The sequence below is a fragment of the Streptomyces gottesmaniae genome (assembly GCF_031845845.1).
Classification (GTDB): domain Bacteria; phylum Actinomycetota; class Actinomycetes; order Streptomycetales; family Streptomycetaceae; genus Streptomyces; species Streptomyces akebiae.
In genome coordinates, this window is sequence record NZ_JAVRFJ010000045.1 from 17,874 (window position 1) to 31,949 (window position 14,076).

At 71.6% G+C, this 14,076-nt stretch carries 16 protein-coding genes and 6 tRNA genes; 13 read left to right on the plus strand and 9 right to left on the minus strand.

The annotated features are described in order from the left end of the window. The first annotated feature begins 60 nt into the window (after nucleotides 1-60). Together cobA and RM704_RS37045 are read left to right on the plus strand one after the other, a co-directional pair. On the plus strand, nucleotides 61-1,293 hold the full coding sequence (cobA, locus tag RM704_RS37040; RefSeq protein ID WP_033532624.1) for a uroporphyrinogen-III C-methyltransferase: 1,233 nt from the start codon (nucleotides 61-63) through the stop codon (nucleotides 1,291-1,293). 157 nt (nucleotides 1,294-1,450) lie between these two features. Next, nucleotides 1,451-2,269 carry a TrmH family RNA methyltransferase gene (locus RM704_RS37045; RefSeq protein ID WP_033532623.1) on the plus strand — a complete coding sequence of 273 codons (819 nt, stop codon included), beginning with the start codon at nucleotides 1,451-1,453 and terminating at the stop codon, nucleotides 2,267-2,269. 139 nt (nucleotides 2,270-2,408) lie between these two features. Here the strand turns inward: RM704_RS37045 and RM704_RS37050 are convergent, their stop codons facing one another. Further along, nucleotides 2,409-3,725, minus strand: a complete 1,317-nt coding sequence (locus tag RM704_RS37050; RefSeq protein WP_033532622.1) for a serine/threonine-protein kinase — start codon at nucleotides 3,723-3,725, stop codon at nucleotides 2,409-2,411. A 196-nt stretch (nucleotides 3,726-3,921) separates the two neighbouring features. Between RM704_RS37050 and RM704_RS37055 the strand changes: the two genes are divergently transcribed. The 4 genes from RM704_RS37055 to RM704_RS37070 all read left to right on the plus strand — a co-directional run bounded on the left by RM704_RS37055 (nucleotide 3,922) and on the right by RM704_RS37070 (nucleotide 6,265). After that, nucleotides 3,922-4,161 carry a DUF8836 family protein gene (locus RM704_RS37055; RefSeq protein WP_033532621.1) on the plus strand — a complete coding sequence of 80 codons (240 nt, stop codon included), beginning with the start codon at nucleotides 3,922-3,924 and terminating at the stop codon, nucleotides 4,159-4,161. 288 nt (nucleotides 4,162-4,449) lie between these two features. After that, nucleotides 4,450-4,650 (plus strand): hypothetical protein, encoded by a 201-nt coding sequence (locus RM704_RS37060; protein ID WP_033532620.1) that lies wholly within the window; start codon nucleotides 4,450-4,452, stop codon nucleotides 4,648-4,650. Nucleotides 4,651-4,918: 268 nt separating this feature from the next. Continuing rightward, the gene (locus tag RM704_RS37065; RefSeq protein ID WP_033532619.1) at nucleotides 4,919-5,866 is read left to right on the plus strand and encodes a phosphotransferase family protein; all 948 of its coding nucleotides are present in this window, start codon (nucleotides 4,919-4,921) and stop codon (nucleotides 5,864-5,866) included. Between the two features lie 87 nt (nucleotides 5,867-5,953). Next, nucleotides 5,954-6,265, plus strand: a complete 312-nt coding sequence (locus RM704_RS37070) for a TFIIB-type zinc ribbon-containing protein (protein ID WP_033532657.1) — start codon at nucleotides 5,954-5,956, stop codon at nucleotides 6,263-6,265. An 84-nt stretch (nucleotides 6,266-6,349) separates the two neighbouring features. Here RM704_RS37070 and RM704_RS37075 read toward each other — a convergent pair. From RM704_RS37075 to RM704_RS37095, 5 genes are all read right to left on the minus strand, one after another. Beyond that, nucleotides 6,350-6,421 (minus strand) — tRNA-Val (locus tag RM704_RS37075). Nucleotides 6,422-6,455: 34 nt separating this feature from the next. Beyond that, nucleotides 6,456-6,527, minus strand: a tRNA-Val gene (locus tag RM704_RS37080). Between the two features lie 40 nt (nucleotides 6,528-6,567). Further along, nucleotides 6,568-6,639, minus strand: a tRNA-Val gene (locus RM704_RS37085). Nucleotide 6,640: 1 nt separating this feature from the next. After that, nucleotides 6,641-6,714: transfer RNA gene (locus RM704_RS37090), tRNA-Cys, on the minus strand. 40 nt (nucleotides 6,715-6,754) lie between these two features. Continuing rightward, nucleotides 6,755-6,827, minus strand: a tRNA-Gly gene (locus RM704_RS37095). A gap of 157 nt (nucleotides 6,828-6,984) precedes the next feature. On the opposite strand from RM704_RS37095, the gene RM704_RS37100 reads away from it, so the two are divergent. From RM704_RS37100 to RM704_RS37110, 3 genes are all read left to right on the plus strand, one after another. After that, entirely contained in the window at nucleotides 6,985-8,028 is a 1,044-nt protein-coding gene (locus tag RM704_RS37100; RefSeq protein WP_033532618.1) for a chorismate-binding protein, read from the plus strand. After that, nucleotides 8,025-8,846: an aminotransferase class IV gene (locus RM704_RS37105; protein ID WP_033532617.1), complete on the plus strand. Its 822-nt coding sequence runs from the start codon at nucleotides 8,025-8,027 to the stop codon at nucleotides 8,844-8,846. The genes RM704_RS37100 and RM704_RS37105 overlap by 4 nt, the downstream gene beginning before the upstream one ends. Before the next feature lie 79 nt (nucleotides 8,847-8,925). Further along, nucleotides 8,926-9,750 carry a GNAT family N-acetyltransferase gene (locus RM704_RS37110; RefSeq protein ID WP_033532616.1) on the plus strand — a complete coding sequence of 275 codons (825 nt, stop codon included), beginning with the start codon at nucleotides 8,926-8,928 and terminating at the stop codon, nucleotides 9,748-9,750. 148 nt (nucleotides 9,751-9,898) lie between these two features. Here RM704_RS37110 and RM704_RS37115 read toward each other — a convergent pair whose 3' ends face one another. Continuing rightward, a complete protein-coding gene (locus RM704_RS37115; RefSeq protein WP_033532615.1) occupies nucleotides 9,899-10,417 on the minus strand; it encodes a DsbA family protein in 519 nt (172 codons plus the stop codon). A 190-nt stretch (nucleotides 10,418-10,607) separates the two neighbouring features. Between RM704_RS37115 and RM704_RS37120 the strand changes: the two genes are divergently transcribed. After that, entirely contained in the window at nucleotides 10,608-11,072 is a 465-nt protein-coding gene (locus RM704_RS37120) for a hypothetical protein (RefSeq protein WP_033532656.1), read from the plus strand. Nucleotides 11,073-11,253: 181 nt separating this feature from the next. Beyond that, nucleotides 11,254-11,406 (plus strand): hypothetical protein, encoded by a 153-nt coding sequence (locus tag RM704_RS37125; RefSeq protein WP_172639080.1) that lies wholly within the window; start codon nucleotides 11,254-11,256, stop codon nucleotides 11,404-11,406. 87 nt (nucleotides 11,407-11,493) lie between these two features. On the opposite strand, the gene RM704_RS37130 is transcribed toward RM704_RS37125, so the two are convergent. After that, nucleotides 11,494-12,054, minus strand: coding sequence for a CGNR zinc finger domain-containing protein (locus RM704_RS37130; protein ID WP_033532614.1), 561 nt, complete (start codon nucleotides 12,052-12,054; stop codon nucleotides 11,494-11,496). 310 nt (nucleotides 12,055-12,364) lie between these two features. Further along, entirely contained in the window at nucleotides 12,365-12,778 is a 414-nt protein-coding gene (locus tag RM704_RS37135; RefSeq protein WP_004002642.1) for an SsgA family sporulation/cell division regulator, read from the minus strand. Between the two features lie 191 nt (nucleotides 12,779-12,969). On the opposite strand from RM704_RS37135, the gene RM704_RS37140 reads away from it, so the two are divergent. Together RM704_RS37140 and RM704_RS37145 are read left to right on the plus strand one after the other, a co-directional pair. After that, entirely contained in the window at nucleotides 12,970-13,449 is a 480-nt protein-coding gene (locus RM704_RS37140; protein ID WP_033532613.1) for a TIGR02611 family protein, read from the plus strand. Between the two features lie 79 nt (nucleotides 13,450-13,528). After that, nucleotides 13,529-13,600, plus strand: a tRNA-Val gene (locus RM704_RS37145). Nucleotides 13,601-14,076: the final 476 nt, after the last annotated feature.

Consider the following 14,076-nt stretch of genomic DNA (forward strand, 5'->3'; position numbering starts at 1 on the left):
GCCCCTCCAAAGCCGCAGTGGCCCGCCTCGCACGCCGCCAGCCCGAGGAGCCGCACCCTCATGGCCGAACACCCCGCCTACCCCGTAGGCCTCCGCCTCGCCGGCCGCCGAGTGGTCGTCATCGGCGGCGGCCAGGTCGCCCAACGTCGTCTGCCCGCCCTCATCGCGGCCGGTGCCGACATCGTCCTCGTCTCGCCGAGCGCCACTCCCTCCGTGGAGGCGATGGTGGACGCGGGCGAGCTGACCTGGGAGAAGCGCCGCTACACGGAGGGCGACCTCGCCGAGGCCTGGTACGTCCTCATCGCCACCGGCGACCCGGAGGCGAACACCCGCGCGTCCGCCGAGGCGGAGCGCCACCGCATCTGGTGCGTACGCTCCGACAGCGCCGAGGAGGCCACCGCCTGGACCCCGGCGACCGGCCACAGTGAGGGCGTCACGGTCGCCGTCCTCACCGCCCGCGCCGAGGGGCGCGACCCCCGCCACACCGCCGCCATCCGCGACGCGGTCGTCGAGGGCCTGCGCGACGGCACCCTCGTCGCCCCTCACCACCGCACCCGCACCCCGGGCGTCTCCCTCGTCGGCGGCGGCCCCGGTGACCCGGACCTCATCACCGTGCGCGGCCGCCGCCTCCTCGCCGAGGCCGATGTGGTCATCGCCGACCGCCTCGGCCCCCGCGACCTCCTCGCCGAACTCCCGCCGCACGTCGAGGTGATCGACGCCGCGAAGATCCCGTACGGCCGCTTCATGGCGCAGGAGGCCATCAACAACGCGCTGATCGAGCACGCCAAGCAGGGCAAGTCGGTCGTCCGCCTCAAGGGCGGTGACCCGTACGTCTTCGGTCGCGGCATGGAGGAGCTCCAGGCCCTGGCCGAGGCCGGCATCCCCTGCACGGTCGTCCCCGGCATCTCCAGCTCGATCTCCGTCCCGAGCGCGGCCGGCATCCCGGTCACCCACCGGGGCGTCGCCCACGAGTTCACCGTCGTCAGCGGCCATGTGGCCCCCGACGACGAGCGGTCCCTGGTGGACTGGCCCGCCCTCGCCCGCCTCACCGGCACCCTCGTGATCCTCATGGGCGTCGACAAGATCGGGCGGATCGCCGAGACCCTGGTGGCGAACGGCAAGTCCCCGGACACCCCGGTCGCCCTAATCCAGGAGGGCACCACGGCCGCCCAGCGCCGGGTCGACGCGACCCTCGCCACCGTCGCCGAGACCGTGCTGACGAGGGAGGTCAAGCCGCCGGCGGTCATCGTCATCGGCGAGGTCGTCAAGGTGGGCCCCGAGCCGGACGCCTGATCACGGCGGTGGCCCCGGGGCGAACGCCCGACCGTGCGGGCGGGCCCGAAGTGAACGTCTGATTCCGGTGCGGCCCGGGGCCCCACACCGTAACCACGGGTAACCCAACCCGTCCCAAGCCGTTGGCACCACACCCAGGACAAGGCAGTATCACCCTGTGGCCGATCTCATCACCGTCGAGGACCCGAACGATCCGCGCCTGCGCGACTACACCGGCCTGACCGACGTGGAGCTGCGCCGCAGGCGCGAACCCGCCGAGGGCCTGTTCATCGCCGAGGGCGAGAAGGTCATCAGACGGGCCAAGGAAGCCGGCTACGAGATGCGCTCGATGCTGCTCTCCGCCAAGTGGGTCGACGTCATGCGCGACGTCATCGACGAACTCCCGGCCCCTGTCTACGCGGTCAGCCCCGAGCTCGCCGAACAGGTCACCGGCTACCACGTGCACCGGGGCGCCCTCGCCTCCATGCAGCGAAAGCCCCTCCCGACGGCCGACCAGCTCCTGGGCGCCGCCCGCCGGGTCGTGATCATGGAGTCGGTCAACGACCACACCAACATCGGCGCGATCTTCCGCTCGGCCGCAGCCCTCGGCATGGACGCGGTCCTGCTCTCCCCGGACTGCGCCGACCCGCTCTACCGCCGCAGCGTCAAGGTCTCCATGGGCGCGGTCTTCTCCGTCCCGTACGCCCGTCTCGACGCCTGGCCCAAGGGCCTCGACGCCGTACGCGACGCCGGCTTCACGCTTCTCGCCCTCACTCCGGACGAGAAGGCGAAGTCCCTCGACGAGGCTGCCCCGCACCGTATGGACCGCGTGGCCCTCATGCTCGGTGCCGAGGGCGACGGCCTCTCCACCAAGGCCCTGATGTCCGCCGACGAATGGGTCCGTATCCCCATGGCCCACGGGGTCGACTCCCTCAACGTGGGCGCGGCGGCGGCCGTCGCCTTCTACGCGGTGGCGACGGGCCGCCCGCAGAACTGACTCGGAGAGGGGCGCGTGGCGAACTGCCCCGCCCCACCAGCGACGCGGGGAACCGCGCGACCGGCCTCTCGGAACCGCGACGAACGACCGAGCCGCAGGCCCGAACCCCGTCCTTCGGGGCCATGGCGCCGTTCGGCGGTCAGTCGCCGTCCGGCTCCGCGAGCAACCGCTCCTGCCGGAGGCCGTCCCCGCCGAGCCCCCGCGACGGCCCCTGGCACCCCTGTGCCGTGGCGATCCCGAGCGCGGCCAGCAACGTCACCACGACGAAGACGACGAGCCGCTGCCGCAACAACCGGGGATTGGCGGGCCGCCGCCCGGTGCCGTTGGTCCGCGGCCCCGGTCGCCCCGCACCACTGCGCGGCGCGGGCCGCTTCCCCGACCCGGAGGTGTTGCGGGACGGCACGGGCCGGCCCCCCGACCGCGATCCGCCACCGGTCCTCGCTCCTCCACCACCCGTACGAGAACCGTTCCGGGGCGGTGGCGTCCCGGGCGCACCCGGCCTTCCCGGCTGGGTGCCACGGGGCTCCGGCTGGCGCAACGTCCGCTGCTCGACGTACTGCTCCGCGAGCCGCCCCGAGGGCCGGTCCGGATCGCCGCGCGGCGCGGGCGGCCGGACATCGGCCAGGCCCTGCGCCTCGCGTGCGGCGATCTCCTTGAGTCGCAGGGACAGTTGCAGAGTGCTGGGCCGCTCGTCCGGGTCCTTCGCCAGACAGGCGCGGACGAGCGGGGCGAGCGCGTCGGGCACCCCGCGCAGCTGCGGCTCCTCGTGCACCACCCGGTAGAGCATGACCTCCGAACTGCCTTGTCCGAAGGGGGAGTCGGAGGTCGCCGCGTAGGCGAGCGTGGCCCCGAGGGAGAAGACGTCCGTGGCCGGTGTGACCGCGGCCCCGCGCACCTGCTCGGGCGCGAGGAACCCGGGCGACCCCACGGCCGTGCCGACATGGGTCAGGGTGGATGCCCCGGTCGCCCAGGCGATGCCGAAGTCGATGATCCGCGGCCCCTTCGGGGACAGCAGGATGTTGGACGGCTTCAGATCCCGGTGCACGACCCCGGCCTCGTGCACGGCCACCAGCCCCTCGGAGAGGGCGGCGCCGACGGCGGCCACGTCGGCGGCCGACATGGGTCCCTCCTCGGCGACCTTGTCGTGCAGCGAGGGCCCCGGTACGTACTGCGTGGCGAACCACGGACGGTCCGCCTCCAGATCGGCGGCGACCAGCCGGGCGGTGCACCCGCCCCGGATCCGCCGCGCCGCGGACACCTCACGCGCGAACCGCGACCGGAACTCCTGGTCCTCCGCCAGATCAGGCCGGATCACCTTGAGCGCGACGCGCTGTCCACGCCGGTCGGAGCCCAGGTAGACGACGCCCATTCCACCCGCGCCGAGCCGTCTGTGGATCCTGAACGAGCCGACGACGCGCGGGTCCTCGCGCCTCAGGCGCATCATCGCCATGTTCATCCCCGCTGCCCGTTCCGTCTGACGAGCCACAGCTTACGTTTCCACGGCCGGGCGTGCGCAGAGGCCGCGCCCTCACGACCCGATCGATTGTCAGTGCCGGGTGGGAAACTTGAAGGGTGGTCAGGGAACAGGAGTTCGGGCCGGTGTTGGGCTGCCTGTGATCCCAACCACCCGCCACAGAAGGGGGATTGAACCCGTGAAGGGTGACCGTGTGGAGATAGTCGTCGACGCCGGGGACACGACGCGCACGTACGAGGTGATCGCGAGCAGGGCGGGCCGCCGGGTGGAGACGGCGGTACGCCGAGGTGTAGTGGAAGTGAGCGAAGTCACCCGCAACGGCTCGGTCGTACGAACGGCCAGGTTCATGGCGAACAGGGTCCTGGCCCTCGTCGAACAACCGGTGCCCCGCGAGGACGGCTCGGAGCGAACGGCGTGACAACACGGCGTGACAACAGGGGGCAGACCGGACGTCCCTTCCGGGAAGACCCCGAGACGTAGGACCCCGTCTCCACCCTGGGGAGTACGTCGCAGGTCACCGCTCATCCTCGGGGAGGCCCGGCAATCGGTACGAGGGCATGACGACCCGGACCCGCCGCACGCCTAGATTTGAGGTCAAGCGGCGGGTGCAGCACTCGTCCCCCGAGGTCAGACACCCGCCGCTGCCAACGGCACAGCGAGACCCGAACCAACAGAGCCAGACCTACGAGAAGTCAGAGGAGGGACCATGGCCCACACGGCACCGCGGACCGCGATCCGCGCACGGGAGCGCAAGATGTTCACCGCCGACCGCCGTCCGGGCCGTCGCCACCCCTTGGTCGCGACCGCGATGGTCCTCCCCCTGGCGGCCCTGCTCGTGTACGCCTTCGGCGGCTGGGAAGCAGTGGTCACACAAGCGTCGTCCGTGGGTGTGATGCTGGGGCGCTGAGCGGCGACTCCAGGCCCGGAAGAGCGGTCCGGGCGGGGACATCCATCCATGAAACCCCGTGGGGACGGGGGTGCGGCGGACGGCAAATAAACGCCCGCGCAGCTGGGGAGCTGCGCGGGCGTTGTCTTGCCCGGCGCAGCCGGCATGGGGGCGCGGGCGGCGCCCGTCACCTCCGAGCCGCGAGACTTCCCACCGAACCCCGCCTCACCAGGGCGTCCCCGAAACGTAGGCTCAGCGCCAGCGCCGCACGACATCCGCAGGGGGACCCATGACCGCCACAGCCGACGCCGACGTACTCCCCGCTCTCCGGGCCAGGGTGCGCAGCGCGGCCCACCCCCACTTGGCCCCCTGCGCCCACCCCGACACGGTCCTCGCGGAACGCGCCGACGGCACGGTCGTCCGCCACGCGGACACCGTCGCGAAGGCCCACGCCCCCGACACGGACCCCACCCACCTGGCCCTCCGTCTGACCGTCGCCGCCGCCCACCCCGACACCCTCCTGGCACCCGTCGACACCGTCCCCACCCCCCTCCACGGCCGCCTGGTCACGTTCTGGCCGTACGGGACTCCGGTGGACCCCGACACCCCGCAGGCCGCCCCGTGGGAGGAGGCGGCCACCCTCCTCGCCCGTCTCCACCGGCAAGCCGCGCCCCCCGGCCTGCCGCCCATGCGCGGCCCGGCCAAGGCCGCCCGGGCCATCGCCCGCCTCGAGGCCGCGGCACCCCACCACCCGGCCACGGCACCGGTGCTCCGCGCCTGGCGCACCCTCCCCGCCTGGGCCAGGTCCGAGGCGCCCATGCCGGACACGACCACCCTCTGCCACGGCGATCTGCACCTCGGCCAACTGGTCCGCCACCCCGCGACCACCGGCCCCTGGCGCCTCATCGACGTCGACGACCTGGGCGTGGGCGTCCCCGCCTGGGACCTCGCCCGCCCGGCCGCCTGGTACGCCTGCGGCCTCCTGCACCCCGACGAGTGGACCCGCTTCCTCACCGCGTACCGGACGGCCTCGGGTCCCGCGGTCCCCGCCGACGGCGATCCCTGGCCCTCACTGGAAGTACCGGCCCGCGCACTCACCGTGCAGACCGCCGCCCTGGCGATCGCGAAGTCCACCGGTGCCGGACGCCCCCTCGACGACGCGCAGCAGTCCGTTGTGGACGCATGTGACCGAATGGGAAGCATCCCGCCTGAGTTGGTGGAGCCTTTCCCGAAGTAGGGTGCAACCGACCGCAGCCGGACAGTGTCTGTCCTGGCGTAACGCGAAGCAGGACCGAACGGCGAGGAGTTGAGCCGAACCATGCACATGCAGTGTCCGAAGTGTCATGCGCCGATGCACACCTACAACCGCAGTGGCGTGCAGATCGAGCAGTGCAGCGGCTGCCGCGGGATCTTCCTCGACTACGGCGAGCTGGAGGCCCTGACCCGCCTGGAGGGCCAGTGGGCCGGCGGCCCGGCCGTGCCTCCGCCGCCGGCCGCCCCGCAGTACCCGGCGGGCGGCGGTCACAACGCCCCGGCCTGGGGCGCCCCACAGGGCGGTCACCATGGTGGGCACCACGGCGGCCACCACGGGGGTCACCACAACCGAGGCTTCGGCCACATGCTCTTCTCCAGCTGAGGCGCGGGGCGCATTCGCGCCCTCCGCTCACCCGCACACGACGAAGCCCCCGGCCGTACGAGATGGCCGGGGGCTCGGTGCGTGTGGACGATACTGGGATTGAACCAGTGACCTCTTCCGTGTCAGGGAAGCGCTCTCCCGCTGAGCTAATCGTCCTCGGGATCACAGCCCGGGGGCCGTGGATCTTGCGTGCGCGATACTGGGATTGAACCAGTGACCTCTTCCGTGTCAGGGAAGCGCTCTCCCGCTGAGCTAATCGCGCGGGGTGAAGCCCTGTGGCTCCGGAAGCCCTCAGGCCTCAGTGGACGATACTGGGATTGAACCAGTGACCTCTTCCGTGTCAGGGAAGCGCTCTCCCGCTGAGCTAATCGTCCTTGGAGGTGGAGACGGGATTTGAACCCGTGTAGACGGCTTTGCAGGCCGTTGCCTCGCCTCTCGGCCACTCCACCAGGAGTGCGGGGGGTCGGGTGGATCCCCCACGTTCCTGCGAGCGGACGACCAGGTTCGAACTGGCGACCTCAACCTTGGCAAGGTTGCGCTCTACCAACTGAGCTACGTCCGCTTGTCGTTTCCGCTCCGCTCACGCGTCCCGGCGACGAGTTGAACTCTAGCGGATTCCGGGGCCAGTACAAAAACGCGTTTGTGCAGCGTGCTGCGGTGCGTCCAGTCCGGGACCCGGCCGGGCCCGGCCGTGGGGCACCCGTCCTAGACTCGACTGCGTGCCCGACCTCCCTCCGCTCGCTCGCTTCGGCAACCTCGTGGCCACCGGTCTCACCGATGTGACCAGCGACGCCGCCGCCCTGGACTCCTCCGGCTTCTGGGCCGTGTGCGCGGACTACGAGGGCGGTCTGGTGTGCGCGCGCTTCCGTGACGTACGTCGCGAAAACGCGCCCGCCCCCGTCCCGGGGGAGTGGCACGGGCCGCGCCTCGACGACTGGACCTCCTCGCTCGACCGCGCCGCGTACACGGCGGGGGTGCGCCGCATCCGTGAGCACATCGCCGCCGGTGAGGTGTACCAGGCGAACCTCTGCCGGGTGCTGTCGGCGCCCGTCGCGCCGGACGCCGACGTGGACGCCCTCACCGCCCTGCTGGCCCGCGGGAACCCGGCCCCATTTGCAGGAACGATTCGCCTTCCGGGGCACGGCGTCGAGATCGCCACCGCCTCCCCCGAGCTCTTCCTGCGCCGCGACGGCAGGGTCGTCGAGTCCGGCCCGATCAAGGGCACCGGAGCCACCGAGGCGGACCTCCTGGAGAAGGACTACGCCGAGAACGTGATGATCGTCGACCTCGTCCGCAACGACATCGGGCAGGTCTGCGCCACCGGCACCGTGACCGTCCCCGACCTCTGCGCCGTGGAGAAGCATCCTGGTCTGGTGCATCTGGTGTCGTTGGTCCGCGGTGAACTGCGCGACCACGCCGGCTGGCCCGAACTGCTCGCCGCCGCCTTCCCGCCCGGCTCCGTCACCGGGGCGCCCAAGTCGAGCGCCCTGCGGATCATCGACACCCTGGAGACCGCCCCGCGCGGCCCGTACTGCGGCGGCGTCGGCTGGGTCGACGCCGACCGGGGCACCGCGGAGCTGGCCGTCGGCATCCGCACCTTCTGGATCGACCGGGCGGCGGGCGAGCTGCGCTTCGGCACCGGTGCGGGCATCACCTGGGGGTCGGACCCCGAGGCGGAGTGGCGCGAGACCGAGCTGAAGGCCGCCCGGCTGCTCGCGGTAGCGTCGGGAACGTACGAGGCGAGTGGGAGGACCCTTACGTGAAGATCTGGCTCGACGGCGGACTGCAGGACATCGACTCCGCCCGTGTCTCCGTCCTCGACCACGGACTGACCGTGGGCGACGGCGTCTTCGAGACCGTGAAGGCGGTCGGGGGCCGGCCGTTCGCGCTGACCCGCCACCTCGACCGGCTCACCCTCTCGGCCCGCGGACTCGGTCTGCCCGAGCCGGACCTGGACGAGGTGCGCCGCGCCTGTTCCGCCGTCCTGGCGGCCGAACCGGTCGCGCTCGGCCGACTGCGCATCACCTACACCGGCGGCCTCTCCCCGCTCGGCTCCGACCGCGGCGACCACGGCCCCACCCTCGTCGTCGCCCTCGGCGAGACCGCACGGCGCGCCGACTCCACCGCCGCGATCACCGTCCCCTGGACCCGCAACGAGCGCGGCGCCCTCACCGGCCTGAAGACCACCTCGTACGCCGAGAACGTCGTCGCTCTCGCCCGCGCCCACGAACAGGGCGCCACCGAGGCGCTGTTCGCCAACACGGTGGGGCAGCTCTGCGAGGGCACCGGCTCCAACGTCTTCGTCGTCCTCGACGGCGAGCTGCACACCCCGCCGGTCGCCTCCGGCTGCCTCGCGGGCATCACCCGCGCCCTCGTCGTCGAGTGGACCGGCGCCCGCGAGACCGACCTGCCGCTGGACGTCCTGGACCGCGCCGACGAGGTCTTCCTGACGTCGAGCCTGCGCGACGTGCAGTCGGTGCACCGTGTGGACGCCCGCGAGCTGTCGGCCACCCCGGGCCCGGTGACGGCCAAGGCGATGCGGGTCTTCGACGAGCGGTCCGGCGACGACCTGGATCCGTGAGCACCGCCGAGGGAGGTCCCGGACGAAAGCTCGGGATATTCGGCTGCCCCGGCGGTCCGGAGCGGGTAGAACACCCCTGATGACCACCACCCTGCGGCCCATCGAGCCGCTTCAGCACGCCGCCGACGGGACGCGCTCGCGTCGCTACCAGGTGTGTGTCAACAGCCGTCCCGTCGGCGGGATACACCTCGGCACGCGCCCCGACCCCGGGTCGACGGCCGCGCGGATCCTGGATCTGCGGATCGACGAACCGGACCGGCGGCGTGGCCGGGCCACGGTGGCGGCGCTCGCCGCCGAGGAGGTGGCCCGCGGCTGGGGCTGTCGGCGGATCGAGGTGTCCGTCCCGGCCGGCGCCGAGCCCGCCCTGCGGCTGACCCAGGCGCTCGGCTACGTCCTGCGCAACCGTGGCATGAGCAAGGCCCTCGGCGACACTCCACCCGAACTGCCCGAGGGCAGCAGGGGCCGGCCCATGACCGAGGCCGAGTACGGGCCGTGGAAGGAGGCCGGTCTGGAGGGCTATGCCCAGGACTGGATCACCCGTGGCATGCCGGAGGCGGAGGCGTACGCGAAGGCCGCCCTGGACTACGAGCGCTGTCTGCCGCAGGGAGTGGCCTCCGCGAACAACCTGTGCAGCGTGCTGGAGCACGACGGCACGAGAGTCGGGACGCTCTGGCTGTGGCTGAGCGAGGACAGGGCCTTCGTGTACGACGTGGAGGCGGACGCCGCCCACCGGGGCAGGGGACACGGCCGTACGCTGATGCTCCTGGCCGAGGCCCAGGCGATGGCGGCCGGGAAGCCCGTCATCGCGCTCAACGTCTTCGCGGGAAACTTCCGGGCCGAGTGCCTCTACGAGTCCCTCGGCTACGAGACGACCGCCTACCACCTCTCCAAGCCGCTGCTCTGACGGCTCCGGAGTGCGTGCCTCTCCGACAGCTCCGGAGCGCGGGGATCACCGGTGGCTGCGGGTGTGCGGCTCCGCGTGCCCGTCGGCGGAGACGCCCGCCGAGGTGGGCGGCCGCCGAGGTGGGCGGCGCCGCCGACGGTCCCGGTGGTCAGGCGCCCTCGGCCAGCAGCCGGTCGGCGATCTCCTCGATGCGCTCGCGCAGCCCCGCCTGACTCTTGCCGCCGTCGAGACGCTCGCCGCCGATGACGTAGGTGGGCGTGCCGGTCACGCCGATCGCCTTGCCCTCGGCCTGGTCGGCGTCGACGATCAGGATGTGCCGGCCGTCGATCAGCGCCGTGTCGAACTCCTCGTCGTCCAGACCGAGTTCACGGGCCGCATCCACCAGGAACGGCTCCCCGGCGCGGCCCAGTTCCTCGACCCGGCCGAGTACGGCCTCGACGTACGGCCACGCCTGTCCCTGCTCCGCGGCCTCCTCGGCGGCCTGCGCGGCGGCGAAGGCGTGCTGGTGCTTCTCCAACGGGAAGTGCCGCAGCCGTACGTCGAGACGGTCGCCGTAGCGGGCTCGCAGCGCTCGGATGTCGTCGAGGGCGCTGCGGCAGTCGGGGCACTGGAGTTCGCACCAGACGTCCAGGACGACGGCGGACGGCACGGGTGAGGAGTCGCTCATGGGATCAGTCTCCCAGTTTCCTGGCCCGTGCCGGGTGTGGGCCGGATCCACCCCGGGGAGGGCACCGACCCCGAGACGACCCGGAGATGTCCCTGAGGTCTCCCCGGACCATGGCATATCGGACGCGTGGCGGTGCAGGATGGAAGGGACGCAACACGAACGCCCGACCGAGCACCGCCTGGAGGACCGGATGATTGCCGAGACAGTGTGTGCCGCCGTCTCAGCGGCAGGCCTGGGCATCGCCGCGCTCACGGCGTATCGGAAGCGTTTCCTGCGGGCGACCCGCATCGCCGCCTACTCGCTCGTCCCGCTCGGTCTGGTGATGACCGGAGTCGTCGAGTGGGTGGCCGACACCGCGTTCAGCCCGACGGCGTGGGCCGGTTTCGGTGTGCTCGGCGCCGCCTGGTTCCTGTTCATGACCACCCGCGCCGTGGAGCGGCGCCGAGGGGTCACCGGCAAGGAGCGCAAGGAGGCCAAGGCCTCCCGGACCGAGGCGATAGCCCCGGCGGCCTCGGCCCCCTCGCTGGGCCAGGGCGCACGGCCGGCGTCCCGCCCGGCGGCGACACCTCGGAAGGCGGGTTCCGGCGCGTCCGGTGCGTCCGGCGCGGACGACTTCAGCGACATCGAGGCGATCCTCAAGAAGCACGGCATCTGACCGCGGCGACCACGGCCTCCGGCCCGTCCGAAGGGACGCGGACTGAAACGACACAGAAGGTCGGCCAGCGGCGCCGAAGTGATCAGGTTCGCTCCGTACATTGTGGATATTGGCGAACTCTCCGTCATTCCGGGTGGGTTGATCGCGCGGAGGGTCTCCGCTGCGTCATCATCGCGGCGAGATGCTGGACACAACACAGAGCGACACCACCGCCCCGCCAGAGGAGCGGCGAGGTTGTCTCTTCGCGCTCTCCCAGCCACCGCTGATGATCTTCCTAGCGGTGATCGGCTGCCTGCTGCTCATGGCGTCACTGCACGACCTGCTGATGCTGTGAGCTGTAAACGGAGCCCCTGACGTCACCCGTCGAGGGCTCCGTCAGCCCCCGTACGCGCACCCGGGCCGCGCCGGCCGGCGGCCCGTTTCAGCCCGCCGCCTCCTTGCGGCGTGCCCGGTAGGCGGCCACGTGCAGGCGGTTTCCGCAGGTGCGGCTGTCGCAGTAGCGGCGCGACCGGTTCCGGGAGAGGTCCACGAAAGCCCGTCTGCAGTCGGGGGCCTCGCAGCGGCGCAGCCGCTCCTGTTCTCCGGCGACCACGAAGAAGGCGAGCGCCATGCCGCAGTCGGCCGAGAGGTGGTCGGCCAGCGACGCGCCCGGCGCGAAGTAGTGCACATGCCAGTCGTACCCGTCGTGATCGGTGAGCCGGGGCGTGGTGCCCGCGGCGGCGATCAGGTCGTTGATCACGGCGGCGGCCGCGGCGGGGTCGGTGGCCGCGAAGACCTCCGCGAATCGGCCGCGGACCCTGCGTACGGCCGCGAGGTCGAGCTCCGACAACACTCCGACCTCGCTGACCTCGTGGTTTCGTACGAAGTCGGCGAGCGCCGCGACAGTCGCGAGCCCGTCGGTCGCCGTGTCGTTCTCCGGCGCGGTGTTCACCAGATCGACCACGGCGTCTAGGGAACACCGGGTGTCGTGGGTGATCAGCACGTTTCGCTCCCTGGCCTGCGAGGGTCGGGCGGGCGCCCGCCGATGCTGGCCGATGGTAATGGCCCGGCGAGGCGGCGGACCGGTGTGGACCGTCCTGGGGCACCCCTGCTGCACCCCTGGTACGAGCGGAACGGGCCAGGGGCCCGATTGGTGCCCGCCCCCGGTTCGTGGGGCCACGACACGGCGACGCCGCCGCGCGGAGGTCCGCGACGACGGCGTCGATGGGTCGGCCTGAAGCCGTATTCGGTTGTCTAGGCCCGAGCCGTCTCCCCGAGTGGACGGCGCCGGGCGGCTCTGTGGCCCTCGCCTCCTAGCTTTCCGCCAGGATGTGCGAGAGCTCCTGATCGAGGTCGAAGTGCCGGTGTTCCGTGCCGGGAGGCACGGCGGCGTCTGTGCGCTTCAGGAAGGACTCCAGGGCCCGCGCCGGAGCTTCGAGGAGGGCTTCGCCCTCCGGGGAGCTCAGGGCGATGCACACGACGCCCTGACCGTGGCTGCGCGACGGCCAGACACGGACGTCACCGGTACCGGTGGGCCGGTGCAGGCCCTCGGCGAGGAGGTCGCGGGCGAACACCCATTCGACCGTTTCCTCTGCTCCGGTGTGGAAGGTGGCGTGCACGGCGTAGGGATCGGCCGTGTCATACCGCAGTCCCGCGGGAACGGGCAGTGAGGACTCGCTCGACACAACGAGGCGCAGGTGCAGCTCGCAGCTGACCGTGGTGTTCATAAGCGCCAAGGCCTTTCGCTCAGTGTGCGCTCGGGGATTCGCACGTCGGCGAAATCGACATGCCACCTACGGTGCCGTTGTAAACCCCTCTGGGAGTTTTGCGTCGCTTTTGGTAGCTCATCCGGCCGAGACCGTCTTCTGTCGGTACGACCATTCCGGTGACCGGTTTCTCTCCGGTAGGGTTTGGCCGTATGGATACGGGGAGTTACGGAACGGGGGAGGTCGCCGTGGCGGCCGACGGAACGAAGAGTGACACCAACGTAGCGAACAGTGAGGCCGATGTGGCCAAGAACGAAGCGCCGCTCGGATCTCGTGCGCCGGAATTCGTCAGGGCGCGGCGGATGCTGCACCTGAGCTGGCAGGTGGCCATCTTCGTCGTCGGTCTGGCCGTCGTGGTCGCGGGTGTGATCATGCTCCCGCTGCCGGGCCCCGGCTGGGTCGTGATCTTCGGCGGTATGGCGATCTGGGCGACGGAATTCGTCTGGGCCCAGCTGGTGCTCCGCTGGACCAAGCGGAAGGTCACCGCGGCCACCCAGCGCGCCCTCGACCCCAAGGTGCGGCGCCGCAACATCATTCTGACGTCGATCGGCCTGGTGATCGTGGCCGGCCTCGTCGGTTTCTACGTCTGGAAGTTCGGCTTCGAGATGCCTTGGAACATCAAGAACCAGTGAGCCTCGACGGGACGGCGCGGGGGATTGCGCGTGTGGTCCGAGGCACCCCCTGACATGGGGTAATGTTCTTCCTGCGTCCGGGCGATTAGCTCAGTGGGAGAGCGCTTCGTTCACACCGAAGAGGTCACTGGTTCGAACCCAGTATCGCCCACCGGATGACGACGACCCGGTCCACGGAAACGTGGGCCGGGTCGTTTTTCGTGGTGGTGGTGCGGGGTGTTCGGTGTGACCGCCCGCATCCTCGGCCCCTGAGGTCGGGGGAGGGGGTCGCGGTCGGCGGTCTGTGGTGACGCGCTGCCGCGACGCCCCGGGGTTCTTCATCAGCTGGCCGGATCCCGTGCTTCTCGCCTCCGTGTGCGGCACTCGTGCGCGGTCGACCCGTCGTGCTCCGGAGGCGGTGCGGGGCGGTTCGGGGGCGGCGGACGGGCTGTGCCCCACTGACTCCTTTCAGTCTCGTCCGTCGGCCGCTCGACGGCCCTCGTGGCGTTCGGCCCGTCGACCGCAACTCGCCGACCTGCGCTTTCAGTTGACCGGCCGTCACCTGCGAGGCCGTCTCACCCGGCGCGGCGCCGACTCCGCTTTCCATCAATTCCTGTCCGAATCATTGACGTCTCCTGAGGCTCTCCG